Genomic DNA, 18,825 nt, shown 5'->3' on the forward strand with positions numbered 1-18,825 from the left:
TCGGGTGCGCTGACGATGGCCGGAGCAAAAGCGGTTGGACCTGCATCCCGGACCTGGGCCGACCAGGCCGTCGCGGCGATCGAGGCCGATCAGCGCCGCTCGGCCGACACGCATCTGTGGAAGCTCGATCTACCGGCACTGGCCGGCATCGATCTCTATCTCAAGGATGAATCCACCCATCCGACCGGCAGCCTGAAGCACCGGCTGGCGCGCTCGCTGTTTCTATATGCGCTATGCAATGGCCTGATCCGCGAAGGCGCGCCGGTGATCGAAGCGTCGTCGGGTTCGACCGCGGTATCGGAAGCGTACTTTGCCCGTATGATCGGGGTGCCGTTCTATGCGGTGATGCCGCGCTCGACCTCGCGCGAAAAGATCGCCGCGATCGAGCACTATGGCGGCAACTGCCATTTCATCGACGACGGCAGGCGCATCTACGCCGAGTCGGCCGAACTCGCGGCGAAACTGGGCGGCCATTTCATGGACCAGTTCACCCACGCCGAGCGCGCCACCGACTGGCGCGGCAACAACAACATCGCCGAATCGATCTTCGGGCAGATGCGCGAGGAGCGGCATCCGGTTCCGGCCTGGATCGTGATGAGCGCCGGCACCGGCGGCACCACCGCCACGATCGGGCGCTTCCTGCGCTACAAGCAGCATGCGACGCGGCTGTCGGTTGCCGACGTCGAGCGCTCGGCCTTCTTCGACGGTTTTGCTACGCATGATCGCAATTGCCGCTGCGAACAGCCGTCGCGGATCGAGGGGATCGGCCGGCCGCGCATGGAGCCGTCCTTCGTGCCTGGCGTCATCGATCATATGCTGCGGGTGCCGGACGCGGTGTCGCTGGCGGCGATGCGGGTGTTGTCGCGACGGCTCGGCCGTCGTGTCGGCGGCTCGACCGGCACCAACTTCATCGCCATGTGCTTTCAGGCCGCGCGCATGATCGAGGAAGGAAGGGCGGGTTCGCTGGTGACGCTGATCTGCGATTCCGGCGATCGCTATGCCAACACCTATTATTCCGACGGATGGCTGGCTGCGAACAGCCTCGACCCCTCGCCTTTCGAGCCGGCGATCGAGGCCTTCCTGGCGGGTGGAAAACTGATCTTGCCGTTCGAGGAAAGCTGGGGCTGACTTTTCGGCGTCGGCTCGCTGGCTTCGGCTTGTCGGGGGCAAGTGTTCTGATAAGAAGCCACCACCATCATTCAACAGACGGAGCGGCCGTGTCCCAGCCCATCAAGATAGGCATCGTCGGTGTCGGCAAGATCGTCCGCGACCAGCACCTGCCGGCCCTGGCGAAGGACCAGGACTATCGCCTCATCGCCGCCGCCAGCCGGCACGGCAAGGTCGACGGCATTCCGAATTTTCCTGACATCGAAGCCATGCTCGACGCGGTGCCGGAGCTCGAGGCGGTATCGCTCTGCATGCCGCCGCAGTTTCGCTACGACGCGGCGCGCACGGCACTGGAAGCCAAGAAACACGTCTTCCTGGAGAAGCCACCCGGCGCCACTGTCAGCGAGGTCGAGAACCTCAAGGCATTGGCGTTGAAGAACGGCGTCTCGCTGTTTGCCAGCTGGCATTCGCGTTATGCGCCGGCGGTCGAGGCCGCGCGCGCCTTCCTGAGTTCGGCCAAGATCAAGTCCGCCGCCATCAACTGGAAGGAGGACGTGCGTCGCTGGCATCCCAACCAGGAATGGATCTGGGCTCCCGGCGGCTTCGGCGTCTTCGATCCCGGCATCAATGCGCTATCGATCGTGACCCACATCCTGCCGCCGATGTTCATCACCTCTGCCGTGCTCGATTTTCCCGAAAACCGCGCCGCGCCGGTCGCGGCACAGGTCACCTTCCGCACTTCGAATGGATTGCCGGTGACGATGGATCTCGACTGGCTCCAGACAGGCCCGCAAAGCTGGGACATCGTTGCCGACACCGACAAGGGCGCGATGGTGCTCTCAGGCGGCGGCTCGAAGCTCGCCATCGACGGCCGCGTCGTCCATGACGAACCGGAAGCGGAATACCCGATGCTCTACAAGCGGTTTGCCGAGATTGTCCACGCCGGCAGCTCCGACGTCGATCTGGCGCCGCTCCAGCATGTCGCCGATGCCTTCATGCTCGGCAAGCGCAATGTGGTGGAAGCGTTTTTCGACTGAGCACCGGCGATTTTCGGCAAGATCGCCTGGTCAGCGGGCTACTTGCTATTGGAATCGGGACACTCTCCGGGTTGCGGAGAGGAAACCCGTGGCGCTGTCGGGTGTCCGAATTCAAGTTCGTTCAGAATATCCTGGACCACCACGTCGAGACCGGCCTGCCCCCAGCCCAGCTCAGTGAGTTCGCCAAAGCGGATGAAGGTCGAGCGGTCAAAGCCGTGTTCGACATCGTTGTAAGAAACGACGCTCTGCCCGATCAAAGCAACAACCCAGAAGCAGTGTTCGGCGCCATTCGCTGAGGTGTGCGTCCATCTTTCCGGATCGTGATCGCGTCCCAGAGCCTTTTCTGAGCAAAGCCCATGCGATCCCGGCCATCGTTTATCAACTCCCAAAGGGCAGCTTCTTCCAATTGCGGGCTCCTTGGTCCATCTGCCATGAATACCGACAGTTGGTTCAGTATACAAAAAAGCCGCCGGGTTGCCCCGACGGCCCTGTTGCCTGAGATTCCTTGAGCGGTTCACCGAAACAATGAACCGCTCGTTTTTTTTGTCTGGCCGCCGCGCTTACTGCGCGGCGGTTGTCATGTCGGCCAGCATCGGCTCGGCGACTTCCACACCGGAGGCCTTGCGGCGCTCGTCGATGATCAGTTCGTCGCGCGAGGTGGCGATGCGCCGGATCTGGCTCATCGTGCCGCCGGTACCGGCCGGGATAAGCCGGCCGACGATGACGTTTTCCTTCAGCCCCTGCAGCATGTCGGTCTTGCCGGCAACCGCGGCTTCCGTCAGCACCCTGGTCGTCTCCTGGAAGGAGGCGGCCGAGATGAAGGACGGCGTCTGCAGCGATGCCTTGGTGATGCCGAGCAGCACCGGCTGGCCTTCGGCCGGCTTCTTGCCGTCCTCGATCAGACGCTCGTTGACCTCTTCCAGCTCGATCACGTCGACGTGGTCGCCCGGAATGTAGGTCGAGTCGCCCTGCGTGGTGATCTCGACCTTCTGCAGCATCTGGCGAACGATCACCTCGATGTGCTTGTCGTTGATCGACACGCCCTGCAGACGGTAGACTTCCTGGATCTCGTTGACGAGGTAGGAAGCAAGTGCCTCCACGCCCTTGATCGCCAGGATGTCGTGCGGCGCAGGATTGCCGTCGAGGATGTAGTCGCCCTTCTCGATGACGTCGCCGTCCTGGAGATGGAACGGCTTGCCCTTCGGGATCAGGTATTCGACCGGCTCAAGCGTCGAGTCATGCGGCTCGATGATGATGCGACGCTTGTTCTTGTAGTCGCGGCCGAAGCGGATCGTGCCATCGATCTCGGCGATGATGGCGTGATCCTTCGGACGGCGTGCCTCGAACAGTTCGGCAACACGCGGCAGACCGCCGGTGATGTCCTTGGTCTTGGCGCTCTCCATCGGGATACGCGCCAGCACGTCGCCGGGGCGAACCTGGGCACCCGGCTCGACCGAAAGAATGGCCTCGACCGAGAGCAGGAAGCGGGCGTCGCCGCCCTTCGACAGCTTGCCGACCTTGCCCTTGGCGTCCTGGATGGCAATCGCCGGCTTGAGGTCGTTGCCGCGTGGCGTCGAGCGCCAGTCGATGACCTCACGCTTGGTGATGCCGGTCGACTCGTCTGCCGTTTCCTGAACGGAAATGCCGTCGACCAGATCCTCGTACGACACCCTGCCCTCGATTTCGGTGAGGACCGGGCGGGTATAGGGATCCCACTCGGCGATACGCTGGCCGCGCTTCACCTTGTCGCCATCGTCCACGAAGATACGCGAACCATAGGTGAGACGGTGCGTGGCGCGCTCCTTGCCGGTTTCGTCGAGGATCAGCACCGCCATGTTGCGGCCCATGACCATCTGCTGGCCGTCCGAGTTGCGCACCACGTTGCGGTTGCGGATCTCGACCTTGCCCTCGTAGGAGGCTTCAAGGAACGAGGAGTCCACCACCTGCGCCGTACCGCCCATGTGGAAGGTACGCATGGTGAGCTGGGTGCCCGGCTCGCCGATCGACTGCGCCGCGATGACGCCGACGGCTTCGCCCTGGTTGACCGGGGTGCCGCGGGCAAGATCGCGTCCGTAGCAGACCGCGCACACGCCAACCCTGACCTCGCAGGTCAGTGCCGAGCGGATGCGGACCGACTGGACACCGGCCTTTTCGATCTTTTCCACGTCGCGCTCGTCCATCAGCGTTCCGGCCTTGACCAGAACCTCGCCCGACACCGGATGGTTGATGTCGTCGAGCGACGTACGGCCCAGCACGCGCTGGCCAACGGAAGCGACGACCTGGCCGGCATCGACGATCGGCTGCATGGTGAGGCCCTTGTCGGTGCCGCAGTCGACGGAGTTGACGATGCAGTCCTGCGCCACGTCGACCAGACGACGGGTGAGGTAACCCGAGTTCGCCGTCTTCAAGGCGGTGTCGGCCAGACCCTTGCGGGCGCCGTGGGTCGAGTTGAAGTACTCGAGCACGGTCAGGCCTTCCTTGAAGTTCGAGATGATCGGCGTCTCGATGATTTCACCCGAGGGCTTGGCCATCAGGCCGCGCATGCCAGCGAGCTGGCGCATCTGGGTGGGCGAGCCACGCGCACCGGAGTGCGACATCATGTAGATCGAGTTCATCGGCTTCTGACGGCCGTTGTCCTCGAACTCGACCGCCTTGATGCGGGCCATCATTTCGTCGGCGACTTTTTCCGAGCACTTGGCCCAGGCGTCGACGACCTTGTTGTACTTCTCGCCCTGCGTGATCAGGCCGTCATTGTACTGCTGCTCGTATTCCTTGGCCAAAGCCTCGGTGTCGGAGACCAGCTTGATCTTGGCATCCGGGATCAGCATGTCGTCCTTGCCGAACGAAATGCCGGCACGGCAGGCATGGCTGAAGCCGAGCGCCATGATGCGATCGCAGAAAATGACCGTCTCCTTCTGACCGCAGTGGCGGTAGACGGTATCGATCATCTTGGAGATGTTCTTCTTGGTCATCTCCTGGTTGGCGGTCTCGTATGGCACATTGACGTTCTTCGGCAGAAGCTCGCCGATAATCATGCGGCCAGGAGTGGTGTCGTAGATCTTCGACACGACCTTGCCATCGGCATCGACCGAGCGGAAACGACCGCGGATCTTGGAGTGCAGCGTCACCGCCTTGGTCTCGAGCGCATGCTGGAGTTCGCCCATGTCGGCAAACACCATCCCCTCGCCCGGCTCGTTCTGGTTGACGATCGAGAGATAGTAGAGACCCAGAACCATGTCCTGCGACGGCACGATGATCGGCGCGCCGGAAGCCGGGTGCAGGATGTTGTTGGTCGACATCATCAGCACGCGGGCTTCAAGCTGCGCTTCCAGCGACAGCGGCACGTGAACGGCCATCTGGTCACCGTCGAAGTCGGCGTTGAAGGCCGTGCAGACCAGCGGGTGAAGCTGGATCGCCTTGCCTTCGATCAGGATCGGCTCGAACGCCTGGATGCCGAGACGGTGCAGCGTCGGCGCACGGTTCAGGAGCACCGGATGCTCGCGGATGACCTCGTCGAGGATATCCCAGACTTCCGGACGTTCCTTCTCGACCAGCTTCTTGGCCTGCTTGACGGTCGAGGAGTAACCCTTGGCGTCGAGACGGGCGTAGATGAAGGGCTTGAACAGTTCGAGCGCCATCTTCTTCGGCAGGCCGCACTGGTGCAGCTTGAGCTCCGGACCGGTCACGATGACCGAGCGGCCGGAATAGTCGACGCGCTTGCCGAGCAGGTTCTGACGGAACCGGCCCTGCTTGCCCTTGAGCATGTCGGACAGCGACTTCAGCGGGCGCTTGTTGGCGCCGGTGATGACGCGGCCGCGACGGCCGTTGTCGAACAGCGCATCGACGGCTTCCTGCAGCATGCGCTTTTCATTGCGCACGATGATGCCCGGGGCGCGCAGCTCGATCAGCCGCTTCAGACGGTTGTTGCGGTTGATGACGCGGCGATAGAGATCGTTGAGATCCGAGGTGGCGAAACGGCCGCCGTCCAGCGGGACGAGCGGACGCAGGTCCGGCGGGATCACCGGAACCACTTTCATGATCATCCATTCCGGACGGTTGCCGGATTCCATGAAGTTCTCGACGACCTTGAGCCGCTTCAGATACTTCTTCTGCTTCAGCTCGGAGGTGGTCGAAGCCAGTTCCGTACGCAGGTCGCCGGCGATCTTCTCCAGGTCCATGCCGGCCAGAAGGTCATGGATGGCCTCGGCGCCGATCATGGCGGTGAAGCTGTCCTCGCCATACTCGTCGACGGCGATCATGTACTCTTCCTCGCTGAGCAGCTGGTGCTCCTTCAGCGCGGTGAGGCCAGGCTCGGTGACGATGTAGTTCTCGAAGTAGAGGACCCGCTCGATGTCCTTCAGGGTCATGTCGAGCAGCGTGCCGATGCGCGACGGCAGCGACTTCAGGAACCAGATGTGGGCGACGGGCGCTGCGAGCTCGATATGGCCCATGCGCTCGCGGCGGACGCGCGACAGCGTGACTTCGACGCCGCACTTCTCGCAGATGACGCCCTTGTACTTCATGCGCTTGTACTTGCCGCACAGGCACTCATAGTCCTTGATCGGGCCAAAAATGCGCGCGCAGAACAGACCGTCACGCTCCGGCTTGAAGGTGCGGTAGTTGATGGTCTCCGGCTTCTTGATCTCGCCGAACGACCAGGACAGAATCTTCTCAGGGCTGGCGAGCGATATCCGGATGGAATCGAACACCTGTGCCGGCGCCTGGGGATTGAAGAGATTCATGACCTCTTGGTTCATGCCGTTCTCCTTTTCGGGGTCCTCGAAAACCCCTTGCATCTAGTCGCGAGCCAAACGCCCGCCGTCTTTGTCGGCCACTGGCCGTCGAATACTTCTTGGTTGAGCATGACCCTGTCCGAAAACCGGTAGCCACTTTTCGGGATCATGCTCTGGCGCGCCGCGGCTTTCCGCGGCGCGCCGTTGCCTTACTCGGCCGCGTCGGGCAGCCGGACCGGGTTGTCGTCGAGCTTGGTGTTCTCCAGCTCGACATTGAGGCCGAGAGACCGCATTTCCTTGACGAGAACGTTGAAGCTCTCGGGAATGCCGGCCTCGAAGGTGTCGTCGCCACGGACGATCGCCTCGTAGACCTTGGTACGGCCGGCGACGTCGTCCGACTTCACCGTCAGCATTTCCTGCAGCGTGTAGGCGGCGCCGTATGCTTCCAGCGCCCAGACCTCCATTTCGCCGAAGCGCTGGCCACCGAACTGCGCCTTGCCGCCCAGCGGCTGCTGGGTGACGAGCGAGTACGGACCGATCGAACGCGCGTGGATCTTGTCGTCCACGAGATGGTGAAGCTTGAGCATGTAGATATAGCCCATCGTCACCTTGCGATCGAACGGCTCGCCGGTGCGTCCGTCATAGAGCTGCGACTGACCGCTGGTGTGCAGGCCCGCCTGCTCCAGCATGATGTTGATGTCAGCCTCGTGCGCGCCGTCGAACACCGGGGTCGCGATCGAGACGCCGCGGCGCATCTGCTCGCTGAGGCGAACGATGCTCTCGTCGTCATATTCGCGGACCGGCTCGTTGCGGTCGTTGGCCGGCATGAAGCTCTCGAGCGTCTTGCGCAGCGGCTTGATGTCGCCGGCTGCCTTGTACGTGTCGATCAGCTCGCCGATCTTCTTGCCCATGCCCGCGCAAGCCCAGCCCAGATGCGTTTCCAGGATCTGGCCGACATTCATGCGGCTCGGCACACCCAGCGGGTTGAGCACGATATCGGCATGCGTGCCGTCCTCGAGGAAAGGCATGTCCTCGACCGGAACGATCCGCGACACGACACCCTTGTTGCCGTGACGGCCGGCCATCTTGTCGCCGGGCTGCATCTTGCGCTTCACGGCCACGAAGACCTTGACCATCTTCATGACGCCTGGAGGCATTTCGTCGCCGCGCTGGACCTTCTCGACCTTGTCCATGAAGCGCTGTTCGAGCGCCTTCTTGGAATCGTCGTACTGGCCACGCAGGGCTTCCAGTTCGCTCTGGAGCTTTTCGTTCTCCACCGCAAACTGCCACCACTGCGAACGCGGATACTCGTCGAGCGTGTCCTTGGACAGCGTCGAGCCCTTCTTGAAGCCCTTCGGTCCAGCGATCGCTTCCTTGCCGACGAGCACGTCGGAAAGACGCGCGTAGACGTTGCGATCCAGAATGGCCTGCTCGTCGTCGCGGTCCTTGGCGAGGCGTTCGATCTCCTCGCGCTCGATCGCCATGGCGCGCTCGTCCTTCTCCACACCGTGGCGATTGAAGACGCGCACCTCGACGACCGTGCCGAAGGTGCCCGGAGGCATGCGCATCGAGGTGTCGCGCACGTCCGATGCCTTTTCGCCGAAGATGGCGCGCAGAAGCTTCTCTTCCGGCGTCATCGGGCTTTCGCCCTTCGGCGTGATCTTGCCGACCAGGATGTCGCCCGGCTGAACCTCGGCACCGATATAGACAATGCCGGCTTCGTCGAGGTTCTTCAGCGCTTCTTCCGAGACGTTCGGAATGTCGCGCGTGATTTCCTCCGGACCAAGCTTGGTGTCGCGCGCCATGACCTCGAACTCCTCGATATGGATCGAGGTGAAGACGTCGTCGGCGACGATGCGCTCGGACAGGAGGATCGAGTCCTCGTAGTTGTAGCCGTTCCACGGCATGAACGCGACCAGCACGTTGCGGCCGAGCGCCAGATCACCGAGCTCGGTCGACGGACCGTCGGCGATGATGTCGCCCTTGTTGACCCGGTCGCCCATGCGGACCAGCGGACGCTGGTTGATGCAGGTGTTCTGGTTCGAACGCTGGAACTTCATCAGCCGGTAGATGTCGACGCCGGACTTGCCCGGATCGAGGTCCTCGGTGGCGCGAATGACGATACGCGTCGCGTCCACCTGGTCGACGATGCCGCCGCGGCGGGCGCCGATGGCGGCGCCCGAGTCACGGGCGACGATCGGCTCCATGCCGGTGCCGACGAACGGCGCCTCGGCGCGCACCAGCGGCACGGCCTGACGCTGCATGTTCGAGCCCATCAGAGCGCGGTTGGCGTCGTCGTTCTCGAGGAACGGGATCAGGGCCGCGGCCACCGAAACCATCTGCTTGGGCGACACGTCCATCAGGTCGACGTTTTCGCGGGGCGCCATCATCACTTCGCCGGCGCTGCGGCAAATGACGAACTCGTCGACGAAGCCGCCACTCTTGTCAAGCTCGGCGTTGGCCTGCGCGACGTGGTGCTTGGCTTCTTCCATCGCCGAGAGATAGACGACGTCATTGGTCAGCTTGCCGTCGACGATCTTGCGGTACGGGCTCTCGATGAAGCCGTACTTGTTGACGCGTGCGAAGGTGGCCAGCGAGTTGATCAGACCGATATTCGGGCCTTCCGGCGTCTCGATCGGGCAGATGCGGCCGTAATGCGTCGGGTGCACGTCGCGCACCTCGAAGCCGGCGCGCTCGCGGGTCAGACCGCCCGGTCCAAGCGCCGAGAGGCGGCGCTTGTGGGTGATCTCCGACAGCGGGTTGGTCTGGTCCATGAACTGCGACAGCTGCGAGGAACCGAAGAACTCGCGCACGGCGGCGGCCGCCGGCTTGGCGTTGATCAGGTCCTGCGGCATCACCGTGTCGATCTCGATCGAGGACATACGCTCCTTGATCGCGCGCTCCATGCGCAGCAGGCCGACGCGGTACTGGTTTTCCATCAGCTCGCCGACCGACCGAACGCGGCGGTTGCCGAGATTGTCGATGTCGTCGATCTCGCCCTTGCCGTCACGCAGTTCGACCAGCGTCTTGACCACGGCCAGGATGTCGTCCTTGCGCAGCACGCGCACGGTGTCCTCGGCCTTGAGCTCGAGGCGCATGTTCATCTTGACGCGGCCAACGGCCGACAGATCGTAGCGCTCGCTGTCGAAGAACAGCGAGTTGAACATGGCTTCGGCGGTCTCGAGTGTCGGCGGCTCGCCGGGGCGCATGACACGATAGATGTCGAACAGCGCGTCCTGGCGGCTCTCGTTCTTGTCGACGTTGAGCGTGTTGCGGATATAGGCACCGACATTGACGTGGTCGATGTCGAGAACCTTGATCTCGTTTTCACCGGTGCCAAGCAGCACCTTCAGCGTCTTTTCGTCGATCTCGTCGCCGGCTTCGAGGAAGATCTCGCCGGTGGCGTAGTTGACGATGTCCTCGGCCAGGTAGTTGCCGAGCAGATCCTCGTCGGTCGACTTGATCGCCTTGAGACCCTTTTCGCCAAGCGCCCGGGCCTGGCGGGCAGTGATCTTCTTGCCGGCTTCGACAACAACTTCGCCCGTATCGGCGTCGACCAGGTCGCCGACGGCCTTGAGGCCGCGGAAACGCTCGACGTTGAACGGAATGCGCCAGTGGTCGCCTGCGCGCTTGTAGGTGATCTTGTTGTAGAAGGTCGACAGGATCTCTTCGCCGTCCATGCCGAGCGCCATCAGCAGCGACGTCACCGGAATCTTGCGGCGACGGTCGATGCGCGCGTGCACGACGTCCTTAGAATCGAACTCGATGTCGAGCCACGAGCCGCGATAGGGGATGACGCGCGCGGCAAACAGAAGCTTGCCCGACGAGTGCGACTTGCCCTTGTCATGGTCGAAGAACACGCCCGGCGAGCGGTGCATCTGCGAGACGATAACGCGCTCGGTGCCATTGACGATGAAGGTGCCGTTGAGCGTCATGAGCGGCATGTCGCCCATGTAGACGTCCTGTTCCTTGATGTCCTTGATCGACTTGGCGCCGGTATCCTCGTCGATATCGAACACGATGAGGCGCAGCGTCACCTTCAGCGGCGCGGCATAGGTGAGGTCGCGCTGACGGCATTCGTCAACGTCGAATTTCGGTCCTTCGAACTCGTACTTCACGAACTCCAGCATTGAGGAGCCGGAAAAGTCCTGAATCGGGAAGACCGACTTGAAGACGGCCTGCAGTCCCTCGTCCGGACGCCCACCCTTGGGCTCCGCCACCATCAGGAACTGGTCATAGGATGCCTTCTGAACCTCGATCAGGTTCGGCATCTCCGCAACTTCCGGGATCTTTCCGAAGAACTTGCGTACGCGTCTGCGGCCATTGAAAGTCTGGGTCTGGGCCATCGTCGCTCCTTAGCTCTAAACTCGGGACGAACCTCGCCGCGGCTCGCCTTGCATTCTGGGCCACCTGGGCGGCGACCCTTTGTCTGTTTTTCCCGGCGCCTGTCGGCGGCCGGCTAAAACGGGAGAAAACCCGTTTCCTGAAGGCCGATTTGCGGCCCTCAGGAAAGAGGTTCTCGTACGTCTCGCGCTACGCGTGCTCCCTCCAGCCGAAGGGAGTGGCGGACGGCGCGAGGCCGTCCGCCGCCTTTTACGCTTACTTCAGGTCGACCTTGGCGCCGGCTGCTTCCAGCTGGGCCTTGAACTTGTCAGCGTCGGCCTTGGAAACGCCTTCCTTGACCGGCTTCGGAGCCGCTTCGACCAGATCCTTGGCTTCCTTGAGGCCAAGACCGGTGATGGCGCGGACTTCCTTGATGACGTTGATCTTCTGAGCACCTGCCTCGGTGAGGACGACGTCGAATTCCGTCTTTTCCTCGGCCGGAGCAGCAGCAGCCGCACCACCGCCAGCGGCGGCAACAGCCACCGGAGCAGCGGCGGAGACGCCCCACTTTTCTTCCAGAAGCTTCGACAGCTCGGCCGCCTCGAGGACGGTCAGCTTCGAAAGGTCGTCTACGATCTTTGCGAGATCAGCCATTGTTGTATTCCTTCATCAGGTTCGAACGTGTGTTTGTGATAGCGAGGAACGGCCTCATGCCGCCTCGTCCTTCCGGGCGTAAGCGCCGATGACGCGCGCGACAGAAGCCGCTGGCGCATTGACGATCTGGGCGATCCGGGTTGCCGGCGTGGCGATCATGCCAACCAGCCTGGCGCGCAGCTCATCGAGCGACGGAAGTGTGGCGAGTGCCTTCACACCGTCGGCATTGAGCGAGGTGGTGCCCATTGCGCCGCCGAGAATGACGAGCTTGTCATTTCCCTTGGCGAAATCGGACGCGACCTTCGGCGCCGCAATCGGATCCTCCGAATAAGCAATCAGCGTCTGTCCCTTGAACAGGTCGATGATCGATGCGGAGTCCGTGCCCTGAAGAGCGATTTTGGCGAGACGGTTCTTCGCGACTTTGACGGTGCCACCGGCAGCGCGCATTTTCGACCGAAGGTCGTTCATTTGCGCGACGGTGATACCGGCGTAGTGGGCCACGACCACTGAACCTGCGTTCGAGAACGCACCGTTCAGGCCCGTGACGAGTTCGCGTTTTTCCGCTCTGTCCACTGCCTATCTCCAGTTGACCCCCATCCTGTTAACGGGAACATTCCCATTCACGAGGACAGGCGTCGGGTTGCCTTTTGTCGGCCGGGCCATCCAGTAACGGATCTCCCGAACGACGCTCGAGGATCCTGCCCCCTTTCGCCACAACGACGGCCAGGCCGACGATGCGCAGACAAAAGGCAAACACGGTTCGAACCTTTCATTGGAGCAGTCGCTCCGTTGTCCGGTCTTCACCCGTCTCATGCAGGCCCACATGAATTAAGGCTTTTGGGCCGCCTGCAATCTCGGACAGGATGTCCGGAAGCCTTTCGACTTCCGGCACCGGGCCGCCAACCTAAATCGGAGGCCCGGAATTCTTTTGCGGATCAGCCCTTTAACGGCCGATCCCAGGTAAAGTTATCAGGACGCCGCGAGCGTCGAGACGTCGAGCTTGAGGCCCGGGCCCATCGTCGAGGTGACCGACACCTTCTTGACGTAGTTGCCCTTGGCGCCCGTCGGCTTTGCCTTGGTCACCGCGTCAGCGAAGGCGCGGATGTTCTCTTCCAGGGCCTTGACCTCGAACGAGACCTTGCCGACACCGGCATGAACGATGCCGGCCTTCTCGACGCGGAACTCGACGGCGCCGCCCTTCGATGCCTTGACGGCGGCGGCAACGTCGGTGGTGACGGTGCCAACCTTCGGGTTCGGCATCATGCCGCGCGGGCCGAGCACCTTGCCGAGACGGCCGACCAGCGGCATCATGTCCGGCGTGGCGATGCAGCGATCGAAGTCGATCGTGCCCTTCTGGACGATGTCGACCAGATCCTCGGCACCGACGATGTCGGCGCCAGCGGCACGAGCTTCGTCAGCCTTGTCGCCACGGGCGAACACGGCAACGCGAACCGAGCGGCCGGTGCCGTTCGGCAGGTTGACCACGCCGCGGACCATCTGGTCGGCATGGCGCGGGTCGACGCCGAGGTTCATGGCGACTTCGACGGTCTCGTCGAACTTGACCGAGGAACGGTCCTTGAGCAGCTTCAGCGCTTCACCCAGGGCGTAAGCCTTGTTGGGATCGATGCCTTCGCGGGTCTTCGATACACGCTTTGCAATCTTTGCCATGATCTTAGCCCACCACTTCCAGACCCATCGAGCGGGCGGAGCCCTCGACCATGCGCATGGCCGCTTCGACGTCGTTTGCGTTCAGATCCTTCATCTTCTGCTCGGCGATGGCGCGAACCTTGTCGCGGCCGATCGTGCCGGCCTTGATCTTGCCCGGCTCCTTCGAACCCGACGTCAGGTTCGCCGCCTTCTTCAGGAAGTAGCTCACCGGCGGCGTCTTCATGACGAAGGTGAAGGACTTGTCCTGGTAGTAGGTGATGACGACCGGAATCGGCGATCCCTTTTCCATTTCCTGGGTCTGCGCGTTGAACGCCTTGCAGAACTCCATGATGTTGATGCCACGCTGACCAAGCGCCGGGCCGATCGGGGGAGACGGCGTGGCCGATCCCGCTTTGACCTGGAGCTTGAGCTGGCCTGCAATTTTCTTAGCCATCTCTTTTCCTGCCTTTGTCTATGCCGGCCCCCACCATCAGGGAAAAACCGGCGGTTGCAGTCTGGTGGTGCGATCCATGCGGCCGGCTAAGCCGCATTCGTCTCCCACCGTTCTCAGAACCGCGCGATCTCCGCGCCGCCCTTCCCCGCCGCGCTTGGCGGCGGGATTTCGGATCAGCCCTTTTCGACCTGTCCGAATTCCAGATCGACAGGCACAGCGCGCCCGAAGATCGAAACTTCCACCTTGAGCCGCGCCCGCTCCTCGTCCACTTCCTGGACGAAACCGTTGAACGACGCGAAGGGACCATCCGAAACGCGGATTGCCTCGCCGATCTCGAACGTGACCGAAGGCTTCGGCCGCTCGACGCCTTCCTGCACCTGGTTCAGGATGCGCTGCGCCTCCGCCTCGGTGATCGGCACCGGCTTGGAGTCGCCAAGGAAGCCGGTGACCTTTGGCGTGTTCTTGACCAGCGAGAACACCGCGTCAGTCAGATTGGCCTTCAGGAGCACATAGCCCGGGAAGAACTTGCGCTCGGCATCGACCTTGCGGCCACGACGAACCTCGACGACCTTCTCGGTCGGCACCACGATCTGCTCGATATCGGCGGACAGGCCCTTCTGCTTGGCCTTGTTCTCGATATCCTCGGCGACCTTTTTTTCAAAGTTCGAATAGGCGTGGACGATGTACCACCGCGCAGTCATTTCAAGACTTCTCCGTAATCGCCGGACTTAGCGTCCGATGCCAAGAATCTGCTCGACCGCGAGGCCCATGAGCTGATCGGCGGTGAAGAAAAAGATCATCGCGATCACAGCGAAAGCGAGGACCATCACCGTCGAGATCATCGTTTCGCGTCGCGACGGCCAAGTCACCTTGGCGGTCTCCGCGCGAACCTGCTGGAGAAAGACGAAAGGATTTGTGGTTTTCGAAGCCATATGCCGCTCTGTCTTCAAGACCCGTTGGCCGGGTCCCCTGGATGATCCCGCTGGCCGGGACGTGCCGCCTGGGCTTGTTTTCGCGCCGAATCAGCGCAATCATTTCGCCCATGCAAATCAGACGCGTAAAGCCGGCTTCCCAGCTCCACGCGTCGCGTGTCTGTTTCGTCTACATAAAACCGATTCTTGATCCACGCAAGTGGCAAGTGTCCGCTTTATGACCAAACGCCGCCTCGGAACCATCCAGTCGTTCCGTCCCGGCTATGGCGCCCTTATGCCCCAATCGAGCTAATATGGCAAGCGGGTCGCCGATTTTCAAAGGGCCGCCGCGAAATATCGTTTCGAGGGCCATTTCGAGAAATGGCGAAATATCGCGTTGAGTGCCATTTCGAGAAATGGCACGGGCAGCAGGGCTCGAACCTACGACCTGCGGTTTTGGAGACCGCCGCTCTACCAACTGAGCTATGCCCGTATCGTGCGCATGTCGGCGCAGCAGGCGCTTCCTAAAAGCTTCCGCTCGCTCTGTAAAGAGTGGTTTGCAAGCAAACGCGCCTTAACCCCTGCGCCAGAAATCGGGATAGCTGACGACCAGCCCGTCGCGGTCGATCTCGAGCTCCCGCTTGAAGTCGCTGGCGCGCGATTCATAGAGATATCGCCTGCCCTCTTCGAGGCATGTGTAGCGCTGCGGATTGGCGACAACGGTGAGGGCCGGGAAATCGATGAAGGCGGTGGTGATCTCGGCACTTTGTCCCGTCGAAAGCCGCAATCGCCGGATCGGCAGCGTGTTGGTGAACGGCGTGACGGTGAGATCAGGGTCGAGGACGCCGTCGAGCTCGGGCATCGGCAGGCCATCCCTGGTCCAGCGACCATCGCCGTCGGCGGCAAGGACAAGTGTCTGGCCGCTGCCGATCACGTCGACCATGACACTCCTGGCATGCCAGTTCGCGTTGCAGGCGATGCGGTAGCGCACCGCAAAAGGCGTTTCACCAGAACAGATCACGACAGAGTCGGCCGAGACTTCCCCTGCCCGCTCCTGCAGCAGCAAGTGTTCGAGGCCGGGGCCATCCCACTCGTGCCAGCGCACGATATTCATATCTTCCAGCATCAGCCCGACACCTCCCGTGGCGACTGGAGGCTACTTTGTTTCCGGCGGCCTGTACGGCCCACCCGGCACACCCCAGCCCCAGGCCGGCATCGGCTCCGTCTCGGGATCGCAGGTCTCGCCGAGATTGGAGTTCATCTTGGCCAGCCGCGAGCCCCATTCGACATAGCCCATGAAGGCAGAGCGGAATTCAGGATCGTCGGGCAGGCCGACCGCGTCGGCGGCATCGGCCAGAAGATTGATCCAGCGGCGGCGCTGCTCCTCGGTCAGATGCCTGCCCAGATGGTGCATGACCATCTCGCGGTGGCCGCCGAATTTTTCGCTGTAGGTTTTCGGTCCGCCGAAAACCTCGCCGATGAACGCCGCAACGTGGGCCGGATGGTCCGGCGACATGGTCCTGAACACCGGCCCAACGACCGGGTCGCGAAGCACCTTGACGTAGAAGGTTTCCGTCAGCCGGTTCAGCGCCTCGGTGCCGCCAGCCCATTCGTACAATGTCGGGACGTCCTGGCTCATTTGTTTCCTCCACTGGCCCCTTAAGCAGCGCCAGAGATGGCAATGCCGGAGATGACGATAGCGGAACTATCGGGGATGGCTCAACCTGCCTCGACGGCCAGTCCGCCCGACCGTACCGCCGAAACTATGACTTGGTGGGCGCGTTGGCCTGGAGTTTGGGCGCCGATACCAGGCGGCAATTGCCCGGCTTCGGGGCCGATTTGCAAATGGAAGCTCCGGTCAGTTCATCCGCCGATTGAGGCCCTGTCGTCAGCCCGACTTTGAGCATCTTCCTGGGGTCGAGCTGCCGTTGGCTCGAATGGAGTTTTATCGCGGCAAACAGGTCAGGCCCGACCGCCATCTCTTCGAGATAGGTCTTGACCTGCCGGTCCAGTTCCAGCGACCGCAAGCGCAATCGCGCATGGGGGCCGACCAGGCGTCTGACACCGCCCGCAAGCATGATCGGACAGGCTGCATCGCATTCGCCCAACGCATCATTGGTGAGCCCGACATAGACGCCGTCCTGAGCCGTGCAGCCCGGCTTCTCCGGCTCGCATTCCATGAACTCCGTGCGTGCGACCGCCACGTCGAGCCTGCGTTCGCGGATCAGCCTCCCGGCGGCAAGAGCACCGGAAAGGTCGCCTCCCGGTGAGTTGATCACGACGGGCAGCCGCCGATCCTCCAGGGTGCCAAGCAGTTCGCGCAGCTTCTGTGGCGTCTCGGCGGTAATCCTGCCTTCCGCTGCGATCCACTCCGGACAATCGGGATCGCAGAGGAAACTCTTGCCGCGCACCAGAACGAAGCGCATGTCGGCGACATTGTCCCGCTGTACGCTTTCGGGTCCGATCGGCGCGATGGCGGCGGGCTCGACTTTTCCCACCTCGGCAGCGGCCGGCCGGGTGGCCTTGTCTGCCGGAGACGGCACTTCCCGGCAATTCTCGGGCAATGGAGTGGCGCGGCAGATGGTTCCAGCGGTCAGTATGTCAACGGAATCCAGGCTAGTGACCATATTCATCCGAAGCATGTTTTGCACTTCCAGTTGGTGGATTGCGCTGGCCGGGGTGTCCTTCATCGTTTCGAGCACGCCCGGTCCGACGCCCATCCCGTCGAGATAGGCTGCCAGCCTTTTCTCCACCGCCTTGCTCATTTCGTAGGTCTTGTAGCTGCCGGCACTCTTCCGGCTGACGATCCTAGTGCTGAGTACCTTCTTCTTGCCGCCCACGATGCGATAGGTGGTGCGATATTGCAGTTTCGTGCGGATATAGGTCGTGGTGATCTGATGGACGCCGAGATAGGCCGATTCACCGACCAACCGCCGGATACCGCCGGCAAACATCAGCGGACAGGCGGAATTGCACATGGCGCCGCTGGCGTAGGCATCGCCGAAATAACGGGCGCCCCTGCCATCGTTTTCCGCGCAGTCCTTCGCATCAGGCAGACAGCCGTCGAACAGGGTCTTGCCGACAGCGATATCGAACTTGCTTTTGCGGATCAGCCGGCCAAGCGTAAGCGCCGCCTCGACATTGCCGCCGGGAGAATCGACGACGATCGGCAGATTTCGGCCGCCAAGCGTTTTGAGCATGCGTTTGAACAGAACCGGCGTCCGGGCCTCTATCGAGCCTTCGGCGGAGATCCATTCCGGGCAGATCGGCTCGCAGCCTGGTGCGTTGCTGCGGACGACGACGAAGCGCATCGTCGGACCGAGATCCGGCGCCGTATCCGCCGCAAAGGCGGCATGCCCCGCGACAAGCGACGCCAGCAGGCAGATCAGCCACAGCGACCACAAAGCCCGACGATGCAAAAGGCGCCCTGGAACCATTTGGAAAAGCCCCGCCATGCAAGCTATCCTAGACGAGGTCCAAAGGCTTGCAACAGGGTTCGACCGACAACACCCGACGACCGCCGGGCAAAAGGAAAAGGGCGGCCCCAAGGACCGCCCTTTCCGTCTCGAACCTGACCCAGCGGATGCCGGGGTCAGTTATTCCTTGATGGTGACGACGATGCCGGCACCGACGGTGCGGCCGCCTTCACGGATAGCGAAGCGCAGCTTCTCTTCCATGGCGATCGGCACGATCAGCTCGACATCGACCGTGATGTTGTCGCCCGGCATCACCATCTCGGTGCCTTCCGGCAGCGACACGATGCCGGTCACGTCCGTCGTGCGGAAATAGAACTGCGGACGATAGTTGGTGAAGAACGGCGTGTGACGGCCACCTTCGTCCTTGGTCAGGATGTAGGCTTCGGCCACGAACTTCTTGTGCGGCTTCACCGTGCCGGGCTTGGCCAGAACCTGGCCGCGCTCGACACCTTCACGGTCAACGCCGCGCAGCAGTGCGCCGAT

15 protein-coding genes and 1 tRNA gene are annotated in these 18,825 nt (G+C 62.4%); 3 read left to right on the forward strand and 13 right to left on the reverse strand.

Annotated elements, in window-relative coordinates:
- Positions 1-15 precede the first annotated feature (15 nt).
- The 3 genes from AC1DZP_RS30960 (at position 16) to AC1DZP_RS30970 (ending at position 2,440) form a co-directional block, all read left to right on the forward strand.
- Positions 16-1,128, forward strand: a complete 1,113-nt coding sequence (locus AC1DZP_RS30960; protein WP_477307629.1) for a PLP-dependent cysteine synthase family protein — start codon at positions 16-18, stop codon at positions 1,126-1,128.
- A gap of 89 nt (positions 1,129-1,217) precedes the next feature.
- Entirely contained in the window at positions 1,218-2,144 is a 927-nt protein-coding gene (locus AC1DZP_RS30965; protein ID WP_457153010.1) for a Gfo/Idh/MocA family protein, read from the forward strand.
- A gap of 101 nt (positions 2,145-2,245) precedes the next feature.
- Positions 2,246-2,440 (forward strand): hypothetical protein, encoded by a 195-nt coding sequence (locus AC1DZP_RS30970; RefSeq protein WP_457153011.1) that lies wholly within the window; start codon positions 2,246-2,248, stop codon positions 2,438-2,440.
- Positions 2,441-2,704: 264 nt separating this feature from the next.
- Here the strand turns inward: AC1DZP_RS30970 and rpoC are convergent, their stop codons facing one another.
- The 13 genes from rpoC to AC1DZP_RS31035 form a co-directional block, all read right to left on the reverse strand.
- Positions 2,705-6,901, reverse strand: coding sequence for a DNA-directed RNA polymerase subunit beta' (rpoC, locus tag AC1DZP_RS30975; protein WP_095089695.1), 4,197 nt, complete (start codon positions 6,899-6,901; stop codon positions 2,705-2,707).
- Between the two features lie 185 nt (positions 6,902-7,086).
- Complete coding sequence (rpoB, locus tag AC1DZP_RS30980) at positions 7,087-11,223, reverse strand: DNA-directed RNA polymerase subunit beta (RefSeq protein ID WP_184879345.1); 4,137 nt, start codon at positions 11,221-11,223, stop codon at positions 7,087-7,089.
- Between the two features lie 253 nt (positions 11,224-11,476).
- Positions 11,477-11,854, reverse strand: coding sequence for a 50S ribosomal protein L7/L12 (gene rplL / locus AC1DZP_RS30985; protein WP_095089666.1), 378 nt, complete (start codon positions 11,852-11,854; stop codon positions 11,477-11,479).
- A 54-nt stretch (positions 11,855-11,908) separates the two neighbouring features.
- Entirely contained in the window at positions 11,909-12,427 is a 519-nt protein-coding gene (rplJ, locus tag AC1DZP_RS30990; protein ID WP_095089664.1) for a 50S ribosomal protein L10, read from the reverse strand.
- Between the two features lie 396 nt (positions 12,428-12,823).
- Complete coding sequence (gene rplA, locus AC1DZP_RS30995; protein ID WP_095089662.1) at positions 12,824-13,522, reverse strand: 50S ribosomal protein L1; 699 nt, start codon at positions 13,520-13,522, stop codon at positions 12,824-12,826.
- 4 nt (positions 13,523-13,526) lie between these two features.
- Positions 13,527-13,955 carry a 50S ribosomal protein L11 gene (gene rplK, locus AC1DZP_RS31000; protein WP_006333334.1) on the reverse strand — a complete coding sequence of 143 codons (429 nt, stop codon included), beginning with the start codon at positions 13,953-13,955 and terminating at the stop codon, positions 13,527-13,529.
- A gap of 173 nt (positions 13,956-14,128) precedes the next feature.
- A complete protein-coding gene (nusG, locus tag AC1DZP_RS31005; protein ID WP_013895710.1) occupies positions 14,129-14,656 on the reverse strand; it encodes a transcription termination/antitermination protein NusG in 528 nt (175 codons plus the stop codon).
- Between the two features lie 27 nt (positions 14,657-14,683).
- Positions 14,684-14,887, reverse strand: coding sequence for a preprotein translocase subunit SecE (secE, locus tag AC1DZP_RS31010; RefSeq protein ID WP_013531408.1), 204 nt, complete (start codon positions 14,885-14,887; stop codon positions 14,684-14,686).
- 396 nt (positions 14,888-15,283) lie between these two features.
- A tRNA-Trp gene (locus AC1DZP_RS31015) sits at positions 15,284-15,359 on the reverse strand.
- Positions 15,360-15,440: 81 nt separating this feature from the next.
- Positions 15,441-15,992: a putative glycolipid-binding domain-containing protein gene (locus tag AC1DZP_RS31020; RefSeq protein WP_095090663.1), complete on the reverse strand. Its 552-nt coding sequence runs from the start codon at positions 15,990-15,992 to the stop codon at positions 15,441-15,443.
- A 30-nt stretch (positions 15,993-16,022) separates the two neighbouring features.
- Positions 16,023-16,505, reverse strand: a complete 483-nt coding sequence (locus tag AC1DZP_RS31025; protein WP_477307632.1) for a group II truncated hemoglobin — start codon at positions 16,503-16,505, stop codon at positions 16,023-16,025.
- A 124-nt stretch (positions 16,506-16,629) separates the two neighbouring features.
- On the reverse strand, positions 16,630-18,303 hold the full coding sequence (locus tag AC1DZP_RS31030) for a COG3904 family protein (RefSeq protein ID WP_477307638.1): 1,674 nt from the start codon (positions 18,301-18,303) through the stop codon (positions 16,630-16,632).
- A 159-nt stretch (positions 18,304-18,462) separates the two neighbouring features.
- Positions 18,463-18,825: EF-Tu C-terminal domain-related protein (locus AC1DZP_RS31035; protein ID WP_477307634.1), on the reverse strand; the 363-nt coding region annotated here is incomplete at its 5' end.

The sequence above is a fragment of the Mesorhizobium sp. P2_F8 genome (genome assembly GCF_056403655.1).